Origin of the sequence: Actinoplanes sp. NPDC024001 (genome assembly GCF_040638955.1) — a bacterium.
Classification (GTDB): Bacteria; Actinomycetota; Actinomycetes; order Mycobacteriales; family Micromonosporaceae; genus Actinoplanes.
Window position 1 is genome coordinate 1 of the sequence record NZ_JBEZZB010000098.1, and the last position, 19,942, is coordinate 19,942.

Sequence of the window (19,942 nt, forward strand, 5' to 3'; positions counted from 1 at the left end):
GGCGGCCCGCATCGAGTGGCGCCAGACCCGCAGCGACGACGGGTTGGACCGGGCCGTCGCGGTGATGCGCCGCAAGCTCGGCAAGCCGCGCGTGCTGGCGTTCGCCAACCCCAAGGGCGGCGTGCACAAGACCACCGCCACCGTGCTCGCCGCGGCCACCATCGGCAGCGTGCGCGGCCGGGGCGTGCTGGCCTGGGACGACAACGAGCTGCGCGGCACGCTCGGCCTGCGGGCCGGCAGCGCCCGCCACGCCCGGACCATCAAGCATCTGCTCGCCGACCTGATGCGGATCGAGAGCCTGCACGGCGACGCGCTGCTGCAGGAGCTCGACGCCTACCTGCGGCACGCCTCGGACGGCTCCTACGACGTGCTGGCCGGCGAGGAGAACCCGCGGTTCGCCCAGCGCCTCGACCAGGACACCGTGCGCCGGGTGACGGACCTGCTGCGCCGCACCCACGACGTGATCTGCGTCGACACCGGCAACAACGTGGAGAGCGTGAACTGGCAGACGGTCATGCGGACCGCCGACCAGCTGGTGATCACCACGGTGCCGCGGGAGGACGCCGCGTTCACCGCCGACTGGATGCTCGACGTGCTCGAGGAGAGCGGGATGGGTGACATGGTGGCGAACGCCGTGACGCTGATCTCCTGCCCGTCGCCGGGTCACCTGCCGCTGCTGGAGGACTTCAAGAAGCACTTCGCCACCCGGACCCGGGCGGTCGCCGTGGTGCCGTACGACCCGGCGCTCGAGGTCGGCTCCTCGATCGAGTACGCGGATCTGCAGAACGAGACGAGGCAGGCGTGGCTTCGTGCCGCGTCCGTCATGCTGGAGCCCTTCGCCGAATAATCTCGGCTAGGATTCCGGGGCCGTCGACTTGAGGGGGGTCTAGGTGTCCGACTCGTTCGTGCATCTCCATGTACACACTGAGTACTCGATGCTCGACGGGGCGGCCCGGGTCAAGGAACTTCTCGGCGAGGCGAAACGGCTCGGCATGCCGGCCGCCGCGATCACCGACCACGGCAACATGCACGGGGCCTATGACTTCTATACGCAGGCAAAAGCCGCCGATCTGATCCCGGTGATCGGCGTCGAGGCCTACGTGGCGCCCGACTCGCGACTGACCAAGAGCCGGGTCAAGTGGGGCCGCCCGGAGCAGAAGAGCGACGACGTCTCCGGTAACGGTGCGTATACGCACATGACCATGTGGGCGCGCAACGCGGTCGGCCTGAAGAACCTGTTCCGGCTCAACTCGCGGGCCTCCATCGAGGGTCAGCTCGGTAAGTACCCGCGGATGGACTTCGACATCATCGCGGAGCACGCCGAGGGCATCATGGGCACCACCGGCTGCCCGTCCGGCGCGGTGCAGACCCGGCTGCGGCTCGGCCAGTTCGACGAGGCGCTCAAGTCCGCGGCGATGTACCAGGAAGCGCTCGGGAAGGACAACTACTTCCTCGAGATCATGGACCACGGCCTCTCCATCGAGAAGCGGGTCCGCGACGGCCTCCTGGAGATCGGGCAGAAGCTCGGCATCAAGCCGCTGGTCACCAACGACTCGCACTACACCTACGAGGCGCAGGCCGAGGCGCACGACGTGCTGCTGTGCGTGCAGACCGGCAGCAACGTGGCCGACCCCAACCGGTTCCGGTTCGACGGCAACGGTTACTTCGTGAAGTCGGCCGACCAGATGCGCGCCGTCGACTCCTCCGACGCCTGGCAGGAGGGCTGCCGCAACACCCTGCTGGTGGCCGAGAAGGTGGACGTCGACGGGATGTTCACCTTCAAGAACCTGATGCCCCGGTTCCCCATCCCGGACGGCTACACCGAGGAGGAGTACTTCCGGCACGTGGCCTTCGAGGGTCTGCGCCGGCGCTTCCCGGACGGCATCCCGGAGAGCCACGTCAAGCAGGCGGAGTACGAGCTGGGCGTCATCATCCAGATGGGCTTCCCGGCGTACTTCCTGGTGGTCGCCGACTTCATCCAGTGGGCGAAGAACAACGGCATCGCGGTCGGCCCGGGCCGTGGTTCCGCGGCGGGCTCGCTGGTGGCGTACGCGATGGGCATCACCGACCTCGACCCGATCCCGCACGGCCTGATCTTCGAGCGGTTCCTCAACCCCGAGCGGGTCTCGATGCCCGATGTCGACATCGACTTCGACGAGCGCCGGCGCGGTGAGGTCATCCGCTACGTGACGGAGAAGTGGGGCGACGACCGGGTCGCGCAGATCGCCACCTTCGGCACGATCAAGGCGAAGGCCGCGATCAAGGACTCGGCCCGGGTGCTGGGTTACCCGTTCGCGGTCGGCGACCGGATCACCAAGGCCATGCCGCCGGACGTGATGGGCAAGGGCATCCCGCTCTCCGGCATCTTCGACAAGGAGCACAAGCGGTACAACGAGGCCGGTGAGATCCGCTCGCTCTACGAGACCGACCCGGACGTCAAGAAGGTCATCGACACCGCGCGCGGCATCGAGGGCCTGATCCGGCAGACCGGTGTGCACGCGGCCGGCGTGATCATGTCTGCCGAGCCGATCATCGACCACATCCCGCTGATGCGCCGGGCCACCGACGGCGTGATCATCACGCAGTTCGACTACCCGACCTGCGAGACGCTCGGCCTGCTCAAGATGGACTTCCTGGGCCTGCGGAACCTGACGATCATCGACGACGCCAACAAGAACATCGAGCTCAACCACGGGGAGAAGCTCGATCTGCTGGCCCTGCCGCTGGACGACAAGGCGGCGTACGAGCTGCTCGCCCGCGGTGACACGCTCGGTGTGTTCCAGCTCGACGGTGGCCCGATGCGGTCGCTGCTGCGGCTGATGAAGCCCGACAACTTCGAGGACATCTCCGCCGTCCTGGCGCTGTACCGTCCCGGTCCGATGGGTGTCGACTCGCACACCAACTACGCGCTGCGCAAGAACAAGCTCCAGGAGATCACCCCGATCCATCCGGAGCTGGAGGAGCCGCTGCGCGAGATCCTGGAGCCGACCTACGGCCTGATCGTCTATCAGGAGCAGGTGCAGCGTGCCGCGCAGATTCTCGCCGGCTACAGCCTGGGCCAGGCCGACCTGCTGCGCCGCGCCATGGGTAAGAAGAAGAAGGAGATCCTCGACAAGGAGTTCGTCCCGTTCCGCGACGGCTGCCGCGAGCACGGGTACTCCGACGAGGCGATCCAGGCGGTCTGGGACGTGCTGGTCCCGTTCGCCGGCTACGCGTTCAACAAGGCGCACTCCGCGGCGTACGGACTGGTGTCGTACTGGACGGCGTATCTGAAGGCGCACTACCCGGCGGAGTACATGGCCGGGCTGCTGACCAGTGTCGGCGACGACAAGGACAAGATGGCGGTCTATCTGGCCGAGTGCCGCCGGATGGGCATCCAGGTGCTGCCGCCGGACGTGAACCAGTCGGCGGGCCCGTTCACCCCGGTCGGCAAGGACATCCGGTTCGGTCTCGGCGCGGTCCGCAACGTCGGCGGCAACGTGGTCGAGGCGATCGTCCGGTGCCGCAAGGAGAAGTCGGAATACAACGACTTCTACGACTTCCTGTCCAAGGTCGACGCGGTCGCCTGCAACAAGCGGACGATCGAATCGCTGATCAAGGCGGGCGCCTTCGACTCGATGGGGCACAGCCGCAAGGGCCTGCTGGCCGTGCACGCCGAGGCCATCGACGCGTACGCGGACGTCAAGCGCAACGAGGCGGCCGGCCAGTTCGACCTCTTCGGCGCCTTCGGGGACACCGATTCCGGGGTGTCCTCCACGGTGGCCATGCCGACCATCGGCGACAGCGAGTGGGACAAGCGCGACAAGCTCGCCTTTGAGCGGGAGATGCTCGGCCTCTACGTCTCCGACCACCCGCTGGCCGGCCTGGAGGTGCTGCTGCAGAACGCGGCGGACACCAGCATCGCCGCGCTCAACGAGGAGGGCTCGGTCCCGGACGGCCAGGTGGTGACGCTCGCCGGCATCCTCACCGGGGTGCAGCGCCGGATCACCAAGCAGGGCCGCGCGTGGGCCTCGGCCACCCTGGAGGACCTGGCCGGTGGCGTCGAGGCGCTCTTCTTCCCGAACACCTACGAGCTGGTCGGGCAGTACATCGCCGAGGACGCGATCGTGGTGGTCAAGGGCCGGGTGGACCGGCGCGACGACACCCCGCGGATCATGGCGATGGACATGTCCATCCCGGACATCACCCACAACCCGGACACCAAGCCGGTCACCCTCACGATGCCGATCACCCGGTGCACGCCGCCGCTCGTGGACGAGCTCAAGGAGATCCTGGTGAGCCATCCGGGCGACACCGAGGTGCACGTCCACCTGCAGAACGGCAGCCGGACCACGGTGATGCGCCTCGGCGGCGTCCGCGTCGCGGCGACCCCGGCGCTGCGGGCCGACCTGAAAATGATCCTCGGTCCCTCGGCCGTGGCCTGACGGCCGTGGCCGATCTGGAAGGATCGTAGGGTGCACCCGAGTGAGGAGCCGCCGTTCGGCGCCGACCAGCCCGGACGATGGTCGGCGCGGCGGTGGGGAGTTCAGTACGGCAGCCGCCGCCCGTGGCGCCGCAGCCTGACCGTCGCCGTCGTGACCACGGCCGTGATCAGCGCCCTCGGCGTGCCGCTCGGGCTGCTCTGGGCGTGGCTCGCCCCCGGGGTGCCGGTCATCGACATCGGCGACAGCGGTGTCGTGGTCAACGACCCCTCCCCGGAGCAGTACGTGGCGGCCGACGGCTGGTTCACCCTGCTCGGCCTGGCCTTCGGGATCCTGGTGGCGGTGACCGCCTGGCTGGTCCTGCGCCGCGACCGGGGGCCGTTCCTGCTGCTCGGCGTCGTGCTCGGGGCCGCGGCGGCCGGGCACTGGGTGGCGCCGTTCCTCGGCGAGCTGATCGGCCGGGACGGTTACGAGCAGTGGCGTGCCACGGCCGCGCAGGGCTCCACCTATCTGGCGCCGCCCGAGGTGCACTCGCTGGGGCCCACGCTGGTGCCGGCCTTCGCGGCGGCGATCGTGCTCACCCTGCTGGCCGGGTGGTCCAACGACCCGGATCTCGATCATCCGGGCGCGCAGCCGGGCTACGGCCCCAACCATCCGGGCATGCTGCCCGGTTACGGCCCGGACCACCCGGGCACCCATCCCGGGTACGACCCGGACCAGCCCGCCTACGGCGACTCTCACCAGCCCGCCGCCTACGGTGACGCCGCGACCGGTCAGGCGCCGGCGGAGGCCGCGCCGCACGATCCCCACCGCCCCGCCTGACGGACGGGGCCCACTCCCGGGTCATGCCACGGGGCCCGCCGGTGCGGTTGGTGCGGTGCAGCCCGTACCGAAAAGGGGTTTCTCAGTTGGGGCTGGCCGGCCGGGCCAGGTCGGAGAGCGGGACCGGGACGGCCCGGACCCGCGCCAGCAGGCCGGCCTCGCGATTGAGCAGGCGCAGCTCGGCGCGCAGCCGGCTGGCGGTGTCGGGCATCGCCAGCAGCAGCTGGCGCTCCTCGACGGTGAGCTGTGCGGTCGCGGCGACCAGGTGGGACAGCACCGTCGGGTCGTCGGGAACCTGGTCGAGCACCTCGCTGTTGGGCCGCAGCAGCTCCAGATAGGTCTGGAAGGCGGTCAGCACGCGCGGCGCCAGCAGGTGGGCGGTCTCGTCGGCCGCGTTCTCCTCCGGCAGCCAGCGGACCTGCGCCGTGAGGTAGGGCGCGGTGCCCTGCTCGATGCTGAGCACGGTGAACCGCCGCCGGCCGACGGTCATGATGTCGAACCGGCCGTCCGGCAGCTCGGTGACGTGCCGCAGCTCGGCGGTGCAGCCCACCTCGTAGAGATCGGCGGCGGACACCGGCGGCTCGGTGGGGGCCGTGTCGTCGCCGGGATCGGGCGCCACCTCGCTGCCGTGCCGGAGGGTGACCACGCCGAACTCGTGCGGCGTCTCCGCGGACTGGGCCACCAGCTCCCGCACGAGTGTGCGGTAACGCTCCTCGAAGATGTGCAGGGGCAGCACCAGACCGGGGAAGAGCACCGTGCTCAGCGGGAACACCGGCAGCCGATCGCTCACGCTTTCAGCCTAGTCGCCGACCGACCTTGGTCAACCGGCTGATGTGGCTGGTGTCTCAACGCCTGGGCCCGCCTGTCGCGGGCGATAACTCGATTCCGGGGCCGCCTAGACTGGGCGTGTGCTGAATCGGATCGACCTGCGCGGCTCACGCCGTGACCCGCGCGGACTGCTGCCTCGTGCCCAGCTCGACGTCTCCGTGGCGGTCGAGCGGATTCGTCCCGTCGTCGAGGCGGTGCATCAGCATGGGTTCAGCGCGATCCGGGAGGCGACCGAGAGATTCGACGGCGTCCGGCTGGACCGGCTGCGGGTGCCGGCCGAGGCGATCACCGCCGCGGCCGAGACGCTCGACCCCGAGGTGCGCGCCGCCCTGCTCGAGGTGATCAAGCGAGCCCGCAAGGTGCACGCCGACCAGCGCCGCACCGACGTGACCACGCAGGTGGTCGACGGCGGCACGGTCACCGAGCGCTGGGTGCCGGTGCGCCGGGTCGGCCTCTACGTTCCGGGCGGCCTGGCCGTCTATCCGTCGACCGTGGTGATGAACGTGGTGCCCGCCCAGGAGGCCGGCGTCGAGGGCCTGGTGGTGGCCTCGCCGCCGCAGGCCGCCAACAACGGCCTGCCGGACGCGCGGGTGCTCGCCGCCTGCGCGCTGCTCGGGGTGACCGAGGTCTACGCGGTCGGTGGCGCCCAGGCGATCGCGATGCTCGGTTACGGCTCCACCGGCGCCGACGAGGACGACCGCTGCGAGCCGGTCGACGTCATCACCGGGCCGGGCAACATCTGGGTGACCGCGGCCAAGCGGCTGCTGCGCGGCACGGTCGGGATCGACGCCGAGGCGGGTCCCACCGAGATCGCCATCCTGGCCGACGAGACCGCCGACCCGCGGCACGTCGCCGCCGACCTGATCAGCCAGGCCGAGCACGACCCCCTCGCGGCCAGCGTCCTGGTCACCGACTCGACGGCGCTGGCCGACGCGGTCGAGGTCGAGCTGGACAAGCAGGTCGCGGCCACCAAGCACGAGGAGCGGGTGCGCACCGCGCTGACCGGCGAGCAGTCCGGCGTGGTCCTGGTCGACGACCTGGAGCAGGGTCTCGCGGTGGTGGACGCCTACGCGGCCGAGCACCTGGAGATCCAGACCCGCGACGCGCGGCAGTGGGCCATGCGGGTCCGCAACGCCGGCGCGATCTTCGTGGGCGCGTGGGCGCCGGTGTCGCTCGGTGACTACGCGGCCGGGTCCAACCACGTGCTGCCGACCGGCGGCTGTGCCCGGCACTCGTCGGGCCTGTCGGTGCAGTCGTTCCTGCGTGGCATCCACGTCGTGGAATACACCGAGGAGGCGCTGCGCGACGTCGCGGGGCACGTGGTGGCGCTCGCCAACGCGGAGGACCTGCCGGCGCACGGCGACGCGGTCAAAGCTCGTTTTCGGTCCAATTCCGGGGCGGCGGGCGGGGCAGTCGGACCGGGGTTCGCCCGATGACGACTATCGACGATCTGCCGATCCGGGACGATCTGCGCGGCAAGTCGCCCTACGGCGCGCCGCAGCTCGACGTCGCGGTCCGGCTGAACACCAACGAGCACGCGTTCGCCGTCCCGCAGCCGGTGGTCGAGGCGATGCGCAAGATGCTCGACGCCGAGCTCGCCGACCTGAACCGCTACCCGGACCGGGACGCGGTGGCGCTGCGCACCGACCTCGCCGAGTACCTGGGGCACGGCCTCACCTACCGGAGCGTGTGGGCGGCCAACGGCTCCAACGAGGTGCAGCAGCAGCTGCTCCAGGCGTTCGGCGGCCCGGGGCGCACCGCGCTCGGTTTCGGCCCGTCCTACTCGATGCACCCGCTGCTCGCCGGCGGCACCGGCACCCGCTGGATCGGCTCGCTGCGCGACCCCGACTTCGGGCTGCGGCCGGACGCCGCGGTGGCGGAGATCGAGAAGCACGATCCGGACATGGTGTTCCTCTGCTCGCCGAACAACCCGACCGGCACCGCGCTGGACCCGTCGGTGATCGACGCGGTGCTCGGGGCGGCGCGCGGCATGGTGCTCGTCGACGAGGCGTACTTCGAATACGCCCGGAGCGGCACCCGCAGCGCGATCGAGTTGCTGCCCGGGCACCCGCGGCTGGTGGTGACCCGGACCATGAGCAAGGCGTTCGGGTTCGCCGGTGGCCGGCTGGGCTACTTCGCCGCCGACCCGGCCGTGATCGACGCGGTCCAGCTGGTCCGCCTGCCCTATCACCTGAGTGCGCTGACCCAGGCCGCCGCGCGGGCGGCGGTCTCCCAGAGCGCCGCCCTGCTGGCCACCGTCGAGCAGATCAAGGTCCAGCGCGACCGGATCGTCTCCACCCTGCGGGCCCGCGGTGTTCAGGTCGCGGACAGCGACGCGAACTTCGTGCTGTTCGCCGTTTCCCCCGATCAGAAAGCCGACTGGCAGGCGTTCCTCGACCGGGGTGTGCTGATCCGCGACGTGGGCCTGGCCGGCTGGCTGCGGGTCACCGCCGGCACCGAGACCGAGACGACTGCTTTCCTGAACGCTGCTGAGGAGATCCTTTCGTGAGCCGCACCGCGCGTATCGAGCGTGTGACCAACGAGACCAAGGTGCTGATCGAGATCGACCTCGACGGCACCGGCAAGGGCGACCTGAACACCGGGGTCGGCTTCTACGACCACATGCTCAACCAGCTCGCCAAGCACGGCGGATTCGACCTGACCGTGCGCTGCGAGGGCGATCTGGAGATCGACTCGCACCACACCATGGAGGACACCGCGATCGCGCTCGGCGAGGCCTTCGCCCGCGCGCTCGGCGACAAGCGCGGCATCCGACGGTACGGATCGGCCACCATCCCGATGGACGAGGTGCTGGTGCGGGCCGCCGTGGACCTCTCCGGCCGGCCCTACGTGGTGCACGAGGAGCCGCTGCTGGTGCCGTACATCGGGCCGGTCTACGCGACCAGCATGACCCGGCACATCTTCGAGGCGTTCGGCCACGCGGCCAAGGTCACCCTGCACGTGGACGTGCTGCGCGCCTGCCGCCCGGGCGGCCACCCGGACGCGCACCACGTGGTGGAGGCCCAGTTCAAGGCGTTCTCCCGGGCGCTGCGCGAGGCCGTCGAGATCGACCCGCGCAACGCCGGCTCGCTGCCCTCCACCAAGGGGGTGCTGTGATCTCGCTGGTGTTGTTCGCGCTCGCCGGGATCCTGGTCGGCGGCGTGATCCAGCTGGTGAAGGCGGACGCCACGAAGTTCAGCATCGGGCTCACCGCGGTGCTGGCGCTGCTGGCCACGGCGGGCGGGTTCGCCTGGTGGCCGTCGGGGGAGGCGTAGATGAACGCTGAGCTTTCCCGCGGCGGAAAACAGAAGGAAACCCCGAAGGTAGTCATCCTGGACTATGGGTCGGGAAACCTGCGGTCGGCGGAGCGGGCGGTCGCTCGCACCGGGGTAAACGTGACGGTGACCAGCGATCTGGACGCGGCGGCCGCCGCTGACGGCCTGGTCGTGCCGGGCGTCGGGGCCTACGCGGCGTGCATGGCCGGGATCGAGCAGCTCGGCGCCGGCCCGGTGATCGCCGAGCGGGTCGCCGCCGGTAAACCGGTGCTCGGCATCTGCGTGGGCATGCAGATCATGTTCGACTCCGGTGTGGAGCACGGGGTGGAGACCAAGGGGCTGGGCCTGCTGCCCGGCTCGGTCACCAAGCTCGCCGCGGAGCGGATCCCGCACATGGGGTGGAACACGGTGGTCGCCCCGGCCGGGTCGCGGCTGCTGGCCGGGCTCGACGAGGAGACCCGGTTCTACTTCGTCCACTCGTACGCCGCTCAGGATCTGGAAGCGCTGGCGCAAGCCGGCGCCGAGGTGACCACCGCGGCCCACGACCTGCCGTTCGCGGCCGTGGTGGAGGCCGGCGCGCTGAGCGCCGCGCAGTTCCACCCGGAGAAGTCGGCGGACGCCGGATACGCACTGCTGCGGAACTGGGTCGCCGGGCTTGAGTAAGGAACGTCAGCGGCGGCGGGCCGAACGGCTCGCCGTCCTGGAGAAGGAGAAGGCCGCCCGCGCCCGCAAGGTGGCGCGGCGCGACAGCCTGCGCGCCTTCCGCCGGCGGATCACCCCGCGCCGCCCGGGGCGCAGCGGCCGGCTCTACCACCGCAGTCTGCGCCAGCGCATCGGGATCGTGGTCGTCACGATGCTGGCCGTCGCCGCGGTCTGGACGCTGATCCCGGACCTCGCCCTGCGCATCATCCTGACCGCCATGCTCGTCCTCGCTGTGCCGGCCCTCGTCGTCGTGGTGCTCGGCCGCCGCGCCTGAAACCCGTTCTCTAGGAGAGACATGACCCTCCAACTGCTGCCCGCCGTCGACGTCGCCGACGGCCAGGCCGTCCGCCTGGTGCAGGGCGCCGCCGGCTCGGAGACCGCCTACGGCGACCCCCTGGAAGCCGCGCTGGCCTGGCAGAACGACGGCGCCGAGTGGATCCACCTGGTCGACCTGGACGCCGCGTTCGGCCGGGGTTCGAACGCCGAGCTGCTCGCCGACGTGGTGCGCCGCCTCGACGTGAAGGTGGAGCTGTCCGGCGGCATCCGCGACGACGAGTCGCTGACCCGGGCCCTGTCCACCGGCGCGCAGCGGGTCAACATCGGCACCGCCGCGCTGGAGGACCCGCAGTGGTGCGACCGGATCTGCGCCGAGTACGGCGACCGGGTCGCGATCGGCCTGGACGTGCGGGGCCGCACCCTGGCCGCGCGGGGCTGGACCCGTGAGGGCGGCGACCTGTACGAGGTGCTGGCCCGGCTCGACAAGGCCGGCGCGTCCCGTTACGTCGTCACCGACATCACCAAGGACGGCACCATGCGCGGGCCGAACCTGGACCTGCTGCGCGAGGTCTGTGCCGCCACCGACAAGCCGATCATCGCGAGCGGCGGCGTCTCGAAGCTGGACGACCTGCGCGCGCTCGCCACGCTGGAGCCGATCGGCGTGGAGGGTGTGATCGCGGGCAAGGCGCTCTACGCGGGCGCCTTCACCGTGCGTGAGGCGCTCGACGTCCTGGCCGCCTGAGCCCAGGCTTCGCGTAACGCTTGCTCGGCGGCCCGGATGGCGGGCCGGGCCGCCGCTGAGTCCCGCCAGGCGACGACCACGCGGCGGGTAGGAGTCGGATTTATCTGAATTATCCGGACGTTTTCCGGGAGTTCCGGTCTCGCCAACCTGGGGATGAGCCCCACCCCGAGGCCTGCGGCGATCAAGGTCAACTGGGTCTCGAACTCGCCGACCTGGAAGTCCGGAACCACGCCCGGCAGGCTGCGGATCAGATATTCGTAGCAGACGTCACCGGCGCGAACGGCGATCCACCGCTCGTCACGGGCGTCCTCCAGGGTGGCCGTCCCCGCCAGTCGATGATCTTGGGGCACGATCAGGTCGGCATGGTCCACCCCGATCTGGACCTTGGTGACGCAGTCCGGATAGCGCAGGCCCACCTCGGGCCAGTCGTCGAGCACGGCCAGGTCGACGTGACCGCGGCGCAGCAGCTCCACGCCCTCGTGCGGGTTGACCTCGATCAGCCCGGTGGTGAGCTGCGGGTGGTCGGTCGCCAGCCGGCGCAGCGCATGCGGCAGCAGGGCCCGGCACGCGGTCGCGAAGGCGGCCACGGTGAGCCGCCCGGTGACCGTGTCCCGGTGCGCGGCGAGCGCCGCCTCCGCCTCGTCGACGCTGGTCAGGACACGCTCGGCGTGGTCGGCGAGAACCCGGCCGGCCTCGGTGAGGCGCAGCCGCCGCCCGTCCTTCTCGACCAGGGTGGTGCCGGTCTCGCGCTCCAGCTTGGAGATCTGCTGGGAGACGGCGGACGGCGTACAGTGCAGGGCCTGGCCGGCCGCCAGGACCGTGCCGTAACTGGCCACGGCGTGCAGGGCGCGCAGCCGCCCCAGATCGATCATGTAGCGATGCTACATCCTCGGTGTAGGTTTATTTGCTGGTGCTTAACGGTCGGCGCCCCCGAGGCTGGGCCCATGAGACCGCGTGACCTCGCCCTCGCTGTCGCCGTGGCGGCCGTCTGGGGCGTCAACTTCGTCGCCATCGACGCCGGGCTGGACCACTTCCCGCCGCTGCTCTTCTCCGCGCTGCGCTTCGGGCTGGCCGCCTTCCCGGCGGTGCTGCTGGTGGGCCGCCCGCAGGTCCCGTGGCGGTGGATCGTGATCGTCGCACTGGTTCTCGGCGTCACCAAGTTCTCGCTGCTCTTCGCCGGGATGGCGAACGGGATGCCGGCCGGGCTCAGCTCGCTGGTGCTGCAGAGCCAGGCGATCTTCACGATGCTTTTCGCGGTCCTGTTCCTGCGTGAGCGGCCGCGCCCGGTGCAGATCGCCGGCCTGGCCGTGGCGGTGGCCGGCGTCCTCGTCGTAGCCACCCGCATGGGCGCCAACCTGCCCGCTTTCCTGCTGGTCATCGGGGCGGCGGTGGCCTGGGGCGTGTCGAACGTCGCCACCCGCAAGGCGTCGCCGCCGGACACCCTGCGCTTCATGGTCTGGGTCAGCGCGCTCGCCACCGGGCCCCTCGTGGTCCTCTCGCTGCTGATCGACGGCCCGGCCGCCGACCTCGCCGCGCTGCGCGCGATCGACACCGAGGCGGTGCTGGCTCTGCTCTACATCGCGCTGGTCTCCACGCTCGCCGGCTTCGCCGGCTGGGGATTTCTCATGCAGAGGTACGGCGCGGCCACGGTCGCCCCGTTCTCCATGCTGGTCCCGTTCTTCGGCATCGCGTCGGCCGCCCTGGTCCTCGGCGAGCCGGTCTACCCGGTGGACGTGATCGGCGGCGTCCTCGTCATCGGGGGCGTGCTTTTGGGACTGGTCCGGGCCCGACCGGCCCCGGCCAGGGAACTCGTTAGGGTTGAGGCATGACGGTCGCGGTGCGTGTGATCCCCTGCCTGGACGTGGACGCCGGGCGGGTGGTGAAGGGAGTCAACTTCGTCGACCTGCGCGACGCCGGCGATCCGGTGGAGCTGGCCTCGGCATATGACGCGGCCGGCGCCGACGAGCTGACCTTCCTCGACGTGACCGCCTCCTCCGACGATCGCGGCACCATGCTCGACGTGGTCCGGCGCACCGCCGAGACGGTCTTCATTCCGCTCACCGTCGGCGGCGGCGTCCGCTCGGTGGAGAACGTGGACGTGCTGTTGCGGGCCGGAGCGGACAAGGTCGGCGTGAACACCGCGGCGATCGCTCGCCCCGAGCTGATCCGGGAGATCGCCGAGCGGTTCGGCAACCAGGTCCTCGTGCTGTCGCTGGACGTGCGCAGGTCGGCGGAACAGCCGAGCGGGTGGGAGGTCACCACCCACGGCGGCCGCCGCAGCGCCGGGCTGGACGCGATCGAGTGGGCCGCGCGGGTGGCCTCCCTGGGCGCGGGCGAGATCCTGCTCAACTCGATGGACGCGGACGGGACGAAAGCCGGCTTCGACCTCGACCTGATCCGGGCCGTCCGGGCGGTCGTCGACATCCCGGTGATCGCCAGCGGCGGCGCGGGCGCGGTGGCGCACTTCCCGCCCGCCGTCGAGGCCGGCGCCGACGCGGTGCTGGCGGCCAGCGTCTTCCACTTCGGAGACCTGACCATCGGCGAGGTCAAGGACAGCCTGCGGACCGCGGGAAACCCGGTCCGCTGATATGGTCTGCCGCATGACTTCCTGGTGGCCCGCCTGACCGGCGGACCCCTTCTGAAAAGGCCGCCTCCCCGAGGCGGCCTTTTTGTGTCTTCGGTGAGGCCTGAACCCTCCGGAGACGAACGATGAACACCTGGCCCGCACTGCTCACCCGTCTGCTGGCGAACGACGATCTGACCGCGGACGCGGCCACCTGGGCGATGGAACGAGTGATCAGCGGAGAGGCGCAGCCCGCGCAGCTCGCGGCCTTCCTCGTGGCGCTGCGCGCCAAGGGCGAGACGGCCACCGAGATCGACGGGTTCGTCACGGCACTGCTGCGCGCCGCCACCCCGGTACGCGTCCCCGGCGACTGTCTCGACATCGCCGGCACCGGGGGCGACGGCACCAACGCCGTGAACATCTCCACCATGGCCTCGGTGGTGGCCGCGGCGACCGGCGTCACCGTGGTCAAGCACGGCGGCCGGGCGGCCTCGGCGACCAGTGCGGGGTCGGCCGACCTGGTGGAGGCGCTGGGGGTGCCGCTGGACCTGGCGCCGGCCCGCAGCGCCGAGATCGCCGCCGAGGCGGGGATCAGCTTCCTCTTCGCGCCACGGGTGCATCCGGGCATGCGGCACGCCGGGCCGGTGCGGCGCGAGCTGGGGGTGCCGACGGTGTTCAACGTGCTCGGGCCGCTGATCAATCCGGTGGCTCCGGCGTACCGGCTGGTCGGGGTGGCGGACGCCCGGAAGCTGCCGGTGATCGTCGAGGTGCTCCGGCGGCGCGGGGCGAACGCTCTGGTGGTGCGCGGTGACGACGGCCTCGACAAGCTCAGCACCGCGACCACGTCACAACTGTGGACGGTCCGCGACGGGGTGGCGGCGCACGACGTGCTCGATCCCCGTGAGCTGGGGCTGGCCCGGCCCGAGCCGGGGGCGCTGCGCGGCGGGGACGCCGCCGCCAACGCCCGGGTCATGCGCAAGTTGCTGGACGGTGAGCCGGGCCCGGTGCGCGACGCGGTGCTCCTCAACGCCGCGGCGGCGCTGACCACGACCGGGCCGGTCAGCCTGCCGGCGGCGATGGCGCGATGCGCGGAGGCCGTCGACTCGGGAGCGGCCGCGGCCACCCTGAAGCGCTGGGTCGAGGCAGCGGGCGGCTAGCGGCCGTCGGCCAGCCGCATGCTGTACTCCCGGACCGCCGCCGAGTACGTCTGCTCGCTCAGCGACCAGTCGGAGTAGCCGGGCTCGGCGGCCCGGTTGAGCTGGGCCTGCAACGTCATCACGGCGGAGGAGAGGCCACTGAACGGCCGGGTCCGCCAGAGCTGCTCGCCGGCCGGCGCGACCTCGATCAGGTCGTCGTCGACGGTGATCAGCCCGGCGCCGGCGAGGCGGCGGACCGCTTCCTCCAGCTCGTCGCGGCTGGGCACGCTGTGGTGCAGGAAATCCGCCGCGGCCAGCAGGTCGGCCAGGGTCGCTCCGGTCACCGGCAGGGCGGCGTGCAGCGCCCGGTCACGTTCCAGCCGCTCGGCGATGACGGCGGAGACGAAGATCCAAGCGTCGTTCCAGTGCCAGCCTCCGACCCCCATGCCGCAATGATGCCGTGCCGTCGGCGTACCCGGAAGCGAATGTGTCCGGATGATCACTTCCCTGTGATCATGTCGAGGCGACGAGTGTCAGGACGCTCTCGCACGGTGAGCAGCGGAAGGAACAGCTGCACCAGGGGACCGATCGCCAGCGCGTACGCGATGGTCCCGACGCCCACGGTGCCGCCGAGCAGGAAGCCCACGCCCAGCACGGTCAGCTCGATGCCGGTGCGGATCATCCGGACCGACAGCCGGGGGAACCGGGCGGCCAGGCCGGTCATCAGCCCGTCGCGCGGGCCGGGGCCCATCCGGCTGCCGATGTAGAGAGCGGTCGCGAAACCGTTCAGCAGGATCCCGGCGACCACATAGCCGACCCGGCCCGGGATGGACTCGCCGGCCGGCAGCAGCGCGAGCGCGATGTCCGCCGAGAAGCCGACCACCACCAGATTGGCCACCGTGCCGAAGCCGGGCCGCTGGCGCAGCGGGATCCAGAGCAGCAGCACCGGAATCCCGGTCAGCAGCACCACCCAGCCGAAGCTGATCCCGGTCACCTGGGAAACACCCTGGTGGAAGACGTCCCAGGAGTTGCCGCCGAGGCTCGACTCGACCATCAGCGCCATGCTGGCGCCGTAGAGGAACAGGCCGGCGAAGAGTTGGGGCACGCGACGGATCAAGCTCATGCTGCCACTCTTCATGCCAATCGGTCGGTGCTAAAGTGCCAATTCTCGGGAGGTGGCTATGACAACGTCGGTGCGCGGGGACCAATTGGCTCGTCTGCTCGGCCGCTGGCATTCGCTGCCCGGCCGACGGCGCAGCCCCGACTACGCCGCGCTCGCCGCGGCGGTCCGCGGGCTGCTCGCCGACGGGCGGCTGGCGCTGGGTGTGCGGCTGCCCGCCGAGCGGGAGCTCGCCGAGTCGCTCGGTGTCAGCCGGACCACGGTGTCGGCGGCATACCGCGCGCTGCGCGAGACCGGCCACCTGAACAGCCGCCGCGGCGCCGGCAGCTGGACGACCCTGCCGCACGGCCACCGGGTCGCCACCTCCGGCCTGTGGACGCCCGACGACGACCTCGACATGATCGACCTGGGCTGCGCCGCCTCGGCCGCCCCGGTCGAGCTGGTGCCCGCCGCCCGGGCCGCCGCCGACGACCTGCCGCGCTACCTGGGCAGTGCCGGTTACCACCCGACTGGCCTGCCGGAGCTGCGCGCGGCGGTCGCCGAGGCGTACACGGCTCGCGGCGTGCCCACCTCGGCCGAGCAAATCATGATTACCAGCGGTACGCAGCAGGCCCTCGACCTGGTGCTGCGGCTCTCCGTGCCGGTCGGGGCCCCGGTTCTGGTGGAGACCCCCACCTATCCCAACGCGCTGGCCGCGCTCGCCGCCCGGCGCGCCCGGATCAGCACGCACGGGCTGGACATCGCCACCGGCTGGGACGGCGAGATGCTGCTCGGCGCGCTGCGCCAGACCCGGCCCCGGCTGACCTACATCATCCCCGAGTTCCACAATCCGACCGGCCACCTGATGCCCGCCGAGCTGCGGGAACGGCTGGTGGTGGCGGCGCACTCGGCCGGCACCGAGCTCGTCGTCGACGAGTCCTTCGTGGACCTGCCGCTCGACGACTCACCGATGCCGCCGCCGGTCGCCGTCTTCGACCGGCACTCCCGGGTCACGTCGATCGGCGGGATGAGCAAGGCGTACTGGGGTGGTCTGCGGATCGGCTGGGTGCGCGCCTCCGCGCCCCTGGTGCAGCGGCTTGCCGCCATCCGGGTCGGCGTCGATCTGGGCAGTCCCGTCCTGGAGCAGCTGGTCGCCGTCCACCTGCTGCGGCTGGCCCCGGAGATCGTCGCGGCCCGCCGCGCCCAGCTCCGCTTCCGGCGCGACGCCCTGGTCGGCGCCCTGCGCGAACTCCTGCCGGAGTGGCGCTTCTTCGTGCCCGGCGGCGGCGTGACCCTCTGGGCCGAACTCGACGGCCCGATCTCCAGCGCCCTGTCCCGCGCCGCCGAGGACGTCGGCGTGCGGCTCGCCCCCGGCCCGCGTTTCGGCCTGGACGGCACGCTGGAGCGCTTCCTGCGGCTGCCCTTCACGCTGGCCGCCGACGACCTCACCGAGGCGGTCCGCCGGATCGCGTCGGTCCGTCACGACCTCGACCACACGGCTCGGCCGGCCTGGCGGACGCCGGCCGTCATCACCTGACCCGGCCCGGCCGGCCGGGCCACCGGCCGCTATCCGGGGATCGAGCCCTGGAAGAGGCCGATCAGGTGGCCGTCGACGTCGCGGACCGTGGCGATCCGGTCGCCGTCGCCCACGTCGTGCGGGGACCGCTCGGGTGTCGCGCCCGCGGCGGTCAGTGCCGCCAGGGTCGCCTCCAGGTCGTCCGTGTGCCAGTAGGTGATCGGCCCGGCCTCCACGTCGCCGTGCGGGTCGAGCCCCACCTCCGGCGCCCCCTCCGGGCGGAAGCCGACGTAATACGGCATGTCCACGTACGGCTCGACCCCGAGCAGCGTCTGATACAGCCTCTTCGCGGCGTCGAGATCGCTGACCGGGACAGTGATCGTGCGGATGGTCATGGCGCCCTCCCTTCACCTCACGCTATGCCGCCACCCCGAAGATCAACCCCATTTCCGGGTACGCGCGCGACCGTCAAGTGCGGCGTGGCGGCGGTTGGCCATGGTGGGCCACCCCTGGGGCGCCGTGCGGCGGGCGGGGTAGCTGGACGGGCGGTGCCGGCCGTACCGAGAAGGGCCTGAAAAGGGCGAGGCCGGCGCCACCCGGCGCCGGCCTCGAGGAGAGTGCGGGTCAGATCTGGGCGAGCGACCCCGCGTACATCGTGTCGATCTGCTCGGCGAAGTTCGTCTCCACGCTGCGCCGCTTGATCTTCATCGACGGGGTGACCTCGCCGGCCTCGATGCTGAGGTCGCGGGGGAGGATGGCGAACTTCTTGATCGTCTCCCAGCGGTTCAGCTTGGCGTTGAGCTCGGCGATGTAGCCCTCGACCAGCGCGTGCGTCTCCTTCGCCGCGACGATCTCCGCATAGCTCTTGCCGGCGAGCGGGCCGTTGGCGGCCCACGTCGTGATCGCGTCCTCGTCGAGGGCGATCAGCATGGTGACGAAGTTGCGGTTCTGGCCGATGACGACCGCCTGCGACGTGTAGGGACACACCGCCTTGAACGCGCCCTCGATCGCCGACGGGGCGATGAACTTGCCGCCGGACGTCTTGACCAGGTCCTTCTTCCGGTCGGTGATCTTCAGGTAGCCGTCGGCGTCGAGCTCGCCGATGTCGCCGGTGCGCAGGAAGCCGTCCTCGGTGAACGCCTCCGCGGTGGCCTCGGGCAGGTTGTGGTAGCCCCGCATGACCGGCGCGCCGCGCAGCAGCACCTCGCCGTCGCTGTCGATGCGGACCTCGAGGTCGCCGAGCGGCTGGCCGACCGAGCCGATCTTGAGCTTGCCGCGGCGGTTCACGAAGTTGGCGGCGCAGGCCTCGGTCATGCCGTAGCCCTCGAGGATCGGCAGGTTGGCCGCGGCGAAGAACTCGGAGATGTCGCGGCTGAGCGCGGCCGAGCCGCTGACCAGGACCTGGATGTTGCCGCCGAGCTTCTGCTGGAGCTTGGAGAAGACCAGCTTCTCGGCGATCGAGTACTGGAGGGCGAGGCCGGCCGGGACCGGCTTGCCGGCCTGCTGCAGGGCCACCCGCTTCTTGCCGGTCGCCACCGCCCAGCTGAAGATCTTCGGCTTGAGGCCGCTGCCGGACAGGCCGCTGGTGACGGTCTTGTTGTAGACCTTCTCGTAGATGCGCGGCGGGGCGCACATCAGCGTCGGCTTGATCACCGCGAGCAGGTCGATCAGCCGGTCGACGCGGCCGTCGACATAGGTGGGGACGCCGACGTGCAGGATGCCGCAGAGCAGCGTCTTGCCGAACGCGTGCGACATCGGCAGCCAGAGGTAGTGCAGGTCCTGCGGCGAGAACAGACCCAGGTCCTCCTGGGCGACGCCCTCCCAGGTCCAGCCCTTGTGCAGCAGCTCGACGCCCTTGGGCCGGCCGGTGGTGCCGGAGGTGTAGATCAGCGTGGCGAGGCTGTCCGGGCCGAGCTGGGCGACCACGTCGTCGATCAACGTGGGGTTGCGGGTCAGCGCGTCGGCGCCGAGCTGCTCCAGATCGGCGAGGGTGATCTGCGGCGGCGTGGCGCCGGCGTCGGCCGGGCCCTCGATCAGCACCACCTTGGTCACCGCGGTCTCCGCGCCGGCGATCTTCAGCGCCTGCTTCGCGTTCTCCGCGATCAGCACCTTGGACCCGGAGTCGGACACGATGAACGTGGTGTCCTCCGGCTCGGTGGTCGGGTAGACCGTGGTGGCCGCGGCCCCGGCGACGTTGATGCCGAGGTCGGCCAGGATCCACTCGAGCCGGGTGTTGGACAGGATGGCGACCCGGTCCTCCAGGCCGACGCCGAGCTCGCGCAGGCCGGCGCCGATCGCCTTCACCCGCTCGCCGACCTGACGCCAGGTCAGCCACTCCGGACCGGTGTCGGTGGCGTTGGGGGCGGCCAGCGCCCGGGCGTCCGGCGTCTTCGCGACGCGCTGGAAAAGCATGTCCGGGATCGACCGGTAGGGAACCTCGAGAGCCATCGGGCGCCGCCTTCAACCTGAACGGGGTGTTGGTAACCTAAGTGTTACCGGAGGGTAACCAGGCCTAGAGTGCTGATCAATAGAACCGGGCCACCTTAATCCTAGTCAGCCCCG

General features: G+C 71.2%; 20 protein-coding genes. 14 read left to right on the top strand and 6 right to left on the bottom strand.

The features are described 5' to 3' along the window. The 3 genes from AB0F81_RS31720 to AB0F81_RS31730 form a co-directional block, all read left to right on the top strand. Positions 1–847, top strand: an 847-nt coding sequence (locus tag AB0F81_RS31720) for an AAA family ATPase (protein ID WP_360203171.1), incomplete at its 5' end; no start/stop codon positions are given. Positions 848–890: 43 nt separating this feature from the next. After that, positions 891–4,424, top strand: a complete 3,534-nt coding sequence (gene dnaE / locus AB0F81_RS31725) for a DNA polymerase III subunit alpha (protein WP_360203173.1) — start codon at positions 891–893, stop codon at positions 4,422–4,424. Between the two features lie 30 nt (positions 4,425–4,454). Further along, on the top strand, positions 4,455–5,243 hold the full coding sequence (locus AB0F81_RS31730; protein ID WP_360203174.1) for a hypothetical protein: 789 nt from the start codon (positions 4,455–4,457) through the stop codon (positions 5,241–5,243). Between the two features lie 82 nt (positions 5,244–5,325). Here the strand turns inward: AB0F81_RS31730 and AB0F81_RS31735 are convergent, their stop codons facing one another. After that, positions 5,326–6,033: an LON peptidase substrate-binding domain-containing protein gene (locus tag AB0F81_RS31735; protein ID WP_360203176.1), complete on the bottom strand. Its 708-nt coding sequence runs from the start codon at positions 6,031–6,033 to the stop codon at positions 5,326–5,328. A 118-nt stretch (positions 6,034–6,151) separates the two neighbouring features. Here AB0F81_RS31735 and hisD point away from each other — a divergent pair, with 118 nt between their 5' ends. The 7 genes from hisD to priA are packed head-to-tail and all read left to right on the top strand — an operon-like array spanning position 6,152 to position 11,066. Continuing rightward, positions 6,152–7,507 (top strand): histidinol dehydrogenase, encoded by a 1,356-nt coding sequence (gene hisD, locus AB0F81_RS31740; protein WP_360203178.1) that lies wholly within the window; start codon positions 6,152–6,154, stop codon positions 7,505–7,507. Beyond that, a complete protein-coding gene (locus AB0F81_RS31745; RefSeq protein ID WP_360203180.1) occupies positions 7,504–8,580 on the top strand; it encodes a histidinol-phosphate transaminase in 1,077 nt (358 codons plus the stop codon). The genes hisD and AB0F81_RS31745 overlap by 4 nt, the downstream gene beginning before the upstream one ends. After that, positions 8,577–9,188: an imidazoleglycerol-phosphate dehydratase HisB gene (gene hisB / locus AB0F81_RS31750; RefSeq protein WP_360203182.1), complete on the top strand. Its 612-nt coding sequence runs from the start codon at positions 8,577–8,579 to the stop codon at positions 9,186–9,188. The genes AB0F81_RS31745 and hisB overlap by 4 nt, the downstream gene beginning before the upstream one ends. Continuing rightward, positions 9,185–9,346, top strand: coding sequence for a hypothetical protein (locus AB0F81_RS31755; RefSeq protein WP_360203184.1), 162 nt, complete (start codon positions 9,185–9,187; stop codon positions 9,344–9,346). Before hisB ends, AB0F81_RS31755 begins: the two co-directional genes overlap by 4 nt. After that, a complete protein-coding gene (gene hisH, locus AB0F81_RS31760; RefSeq protein ID WP_360203185.1) occupies positions 9,347–10,009 on the top strand; it encodes an imidazole glycerol phosphate synthase subunit HisH in 663 nt (220 codons plus the stop codon). Further along, positions 10,002–10,322 (top strand): hypothetical protein, encoded by a 321-nt coding sequence (locus AB0F81_RS31765; protein ID WP_360203187.1) that lies wholly within the window; start codon positions 10,002–10,004, stop codon positions 10,320–10,322. The genes hisH and AB0F81_RS31765 overlap by 8 nt, the downstream gene beginning before the upstream one ends. Before the next feature lie 21 nt (positions 10,323–10,343). Beyond that, on the top strand, positions 10,344–11,066 hold the full coding sequence (gene priA / locus AB0F81_RS31770; protein ID WP_360203188.1) for a bifunctional 1-(5-phosphoribosyl)-5-((5-phosphoribosylamino)methylideneamino)imidazole-4-carboxamide isomerase/phosphoribosylanthranilate isomerase PriA: 723 nt from the start codon (positions 10,344–10,346) through the stop codon (positions 11,064–11,066). Here the strand turns inward: priA and AB0F81_RS31775 are convergent. Further along, positions 11,015–11,938 carry a LysR substrate-binding domain-containing protein gene (locus AB0F81_RS31775; RefSeq protein ID WP_360203190.1) on the bottom strand — a complete coding sequence of 308 codons (924 nt, stop codon included), beginning with the start codon at positions 11,936–11,938 and terminating at the stop codon, positions 11,015–11,017. The genes priA and AB0F81_RS31775 overlap by 52 nt on opposite strands. 72 nt (positions 11,939–12,010) lie before the next feature. Between AB0F81_RS31775 and AB0F81_RS31780 the strand changes: the two genes are divergently transcribed. The 3 genes from AB0F81_RS31780 (at position 12,011) to trpD (ending at position 14,786) form a co-directional block, all read left to right on the top strand. After that, the gene (locus tag AB0F81_RS31780) at positions 12,011–12,895 is read left to right on the top strand and encodes an EamA family transporter (RefSeq protein ID WP_360203192.1); all 885 of its coding nucleotides are present in this window, start codon (positions 12,011–12,013) and stop codon (positions 12,893–12,895) included. Then, positions 12,892–13,653 carry an imidazole glycerol phosphate synthase subunit HisF gene (hisF, locus tag AB0F81_RS31785; protein WP_360203193.1) on the top strand — a complete coding sequence of 254 codons (762 nt, stop codon included), beginning with the start codon at positions 12,892–12,894 and terminating at the stop codon, positions 13,651–13,653. The genes AB0F81_RS31780 and hisF overlap by 4 nt, the downstream gene beginning before the upstream one ends. Positions 13,654–13,775: 122 nt before the next feature. Further along, positions 13,776–14,786 (top strand): anthranilate phosphoribosyltransferase, encoded by a 1,011-nt coding sequence (trpD, locus tag AB0F81_RS31790; RefSeq protein ID WP_360203195.1) that lies wholly within the window; start codon positions 13,776–13,778, stop codon positions 14,784–14,786. Here trpD and AB0F81_RS31795 read toward each other — a convergent pair. Both AB0F81_RS31795 and AB0F81_RS31800 read right to left on the bottom strand, forming a co-directional pair. Next, on the bottom strand, positions 14,783–15,211 hold the full coding sequence (locus tag AB0F81_RS31795; protein ID WP_360203197.1) for a hypothetical protein: 429 nt from the start codon (positions 15,209–15,211) through the stop codon (positions 14,783–14,785). The two genes, trpD and AB0F81_RS31795, sit on opposite strands and share 4 nt — an antisense overlap. 53 nt (positions 15,212–15,264) lie before the next feature. Next, positions 15,265–15,888 carry a hypothetical protein gene (locus tag AB0F81_RS31800; protein ID WP_360203199.1) on the bottom strand — a complete coding sequence of 208 codons (624 nt, stop codon included), beginning with the start codon at positions 15,886–15,888 and terminating at the stop codon, positions 15,265–15,267. 58 nt (positions 15,889–15,946) lie between these two features. Between AB0F81_RS31800 and AB0F81_RS31805 the strand changes: the two genes are divergently transcribed. Beyond that, a complete protein-coding gene (locus tag AB0F81_RS31805; protein WP_360203200.1) occupies positions 15,947–17,401 on the top strand; it encodes a PLP-dependent aminotransferase family protein in 1,455 nt (484 codons plus the stop codon). A 29-nt stretch (positions 17,402–17,430) separates the two neighbouring features. Here the strand turns inward: AB0F81_RS31805 and AB0F81_RS31810 are convergent, their stop codons facing one another. Together AB0F81_RS31810 and AB0F81_RS31815 are read right to left on the bottom strand one after the other, a co-directional pair. Further along, a complete protein-coding gene (locus tag AB0F81_RS31810; protein ID WP_360203202.1) occupies positions 17,431–17,775 on the bottom strand; it encodes a VOC family protein in 345 nt (114 codons plus the stop codon). Between the two features lie 229 nt (positions 17,776–18,004). After that, positions 18,005–19,828 carry a long-chain fatty acid--CoA ligase gene (locus AB0F81_RS31815; RefSeq protein ID WP_360203204.1) on the bottom strand — a complete coding sequence of 608 codons (1,824 nt, stop codon included), beginning with the start codon at positions 19,826–19,828 and terminating at the stop codon, positions 18,005–18,007. Between the last annotated feature and the right edge of the window lie 114 nt (positions 19,829–19,942).

Bases quoted from the DNA above. Each gene is read 5' to 3' on its own strand.
- AB0F81_RS31795 (WP_360203197.1), bottom strand. From the start codon at position 15,211: ATGGGGGTCGGAGGCTGGCACTGGAACGACGCTTGGATCTTCGTCTCC.
- AB0F81_RS31780 (WP_360203192.1), top strand. From the start codon at position 12,011: ATGAGACCGCGTGACCTCGCCCTCGCTGTCGCCGTGGCGGCCGTCTGG.
- hisH (WP_360203185.1), top strand. From the start codon at position 9,347: ATGAACGCTGAGCTTTCCCGCGGCGGAAAACAGAAGGAAACCCCGAAG.
- AB0F81_RS31805 (WP_360203200.1), top strand. From the start codon at position 15,947: ATGACAACGTCGGTGCGCGGGGACCAATTGGCTCGTCTGCTCGGCCGC.
- AB0F81_RS31815 (WP_360203204.1), bottom strand. From the start codon at position 19,828: ATGGCTCTCGAGGTTCCCTACCGGTCGATCCCGGACATGCTTTTCCAG.
- AB0F81_RS31775 (WP_360203190.1), bottom strand. From the start codon at position 11,938: ATGATCGATCTGGGGCGGCTGCGCGCCCTGCACGCCGTGGCCAGTTAC.
- AB0F81_RS31810 (WP_360203202.1), bottom strand. From the start codon at position 17,775: ATGACCATCCGCACGATCACTGTCCCGGTCAGCGATCTCGACGCCGCG.
- AB0F81_RS31745 (WP_360203180.1), top strand. From the start codon at position 7,504: ATGACGACTATCGACGATCTGCCGATCCGGGACGATCTGCGCGGCAAG.
- AB0F81_RS31800 (WP_360203199.1), bottom strand. From the start codon at position 15,888: ATGAGCTTGATCCGTCGCGTGCCCCAACTCTTCGCCGGCCTGTTCCTC.
- trpD (WP_360203195.1), top strand. From the start codon at position 13,776: ATGAACACCTGGCCCGCACTGCTCACCCGTCTGCTGGCGAACGACGAT.
- hisF (WP_360203193.1), top strand. From the start codon at position 12,892: ATGACGGTCGCGGTGCGTGTGATCCCCTGCCTGGACGTGGACGCCGGG.
- priA (WP_360203188.1), top strand. From the start codon at position 10,344: ATGACCCTCCAACTGCTGCCCGCCGTCGACGTCGCCGACGGCCAGGCC.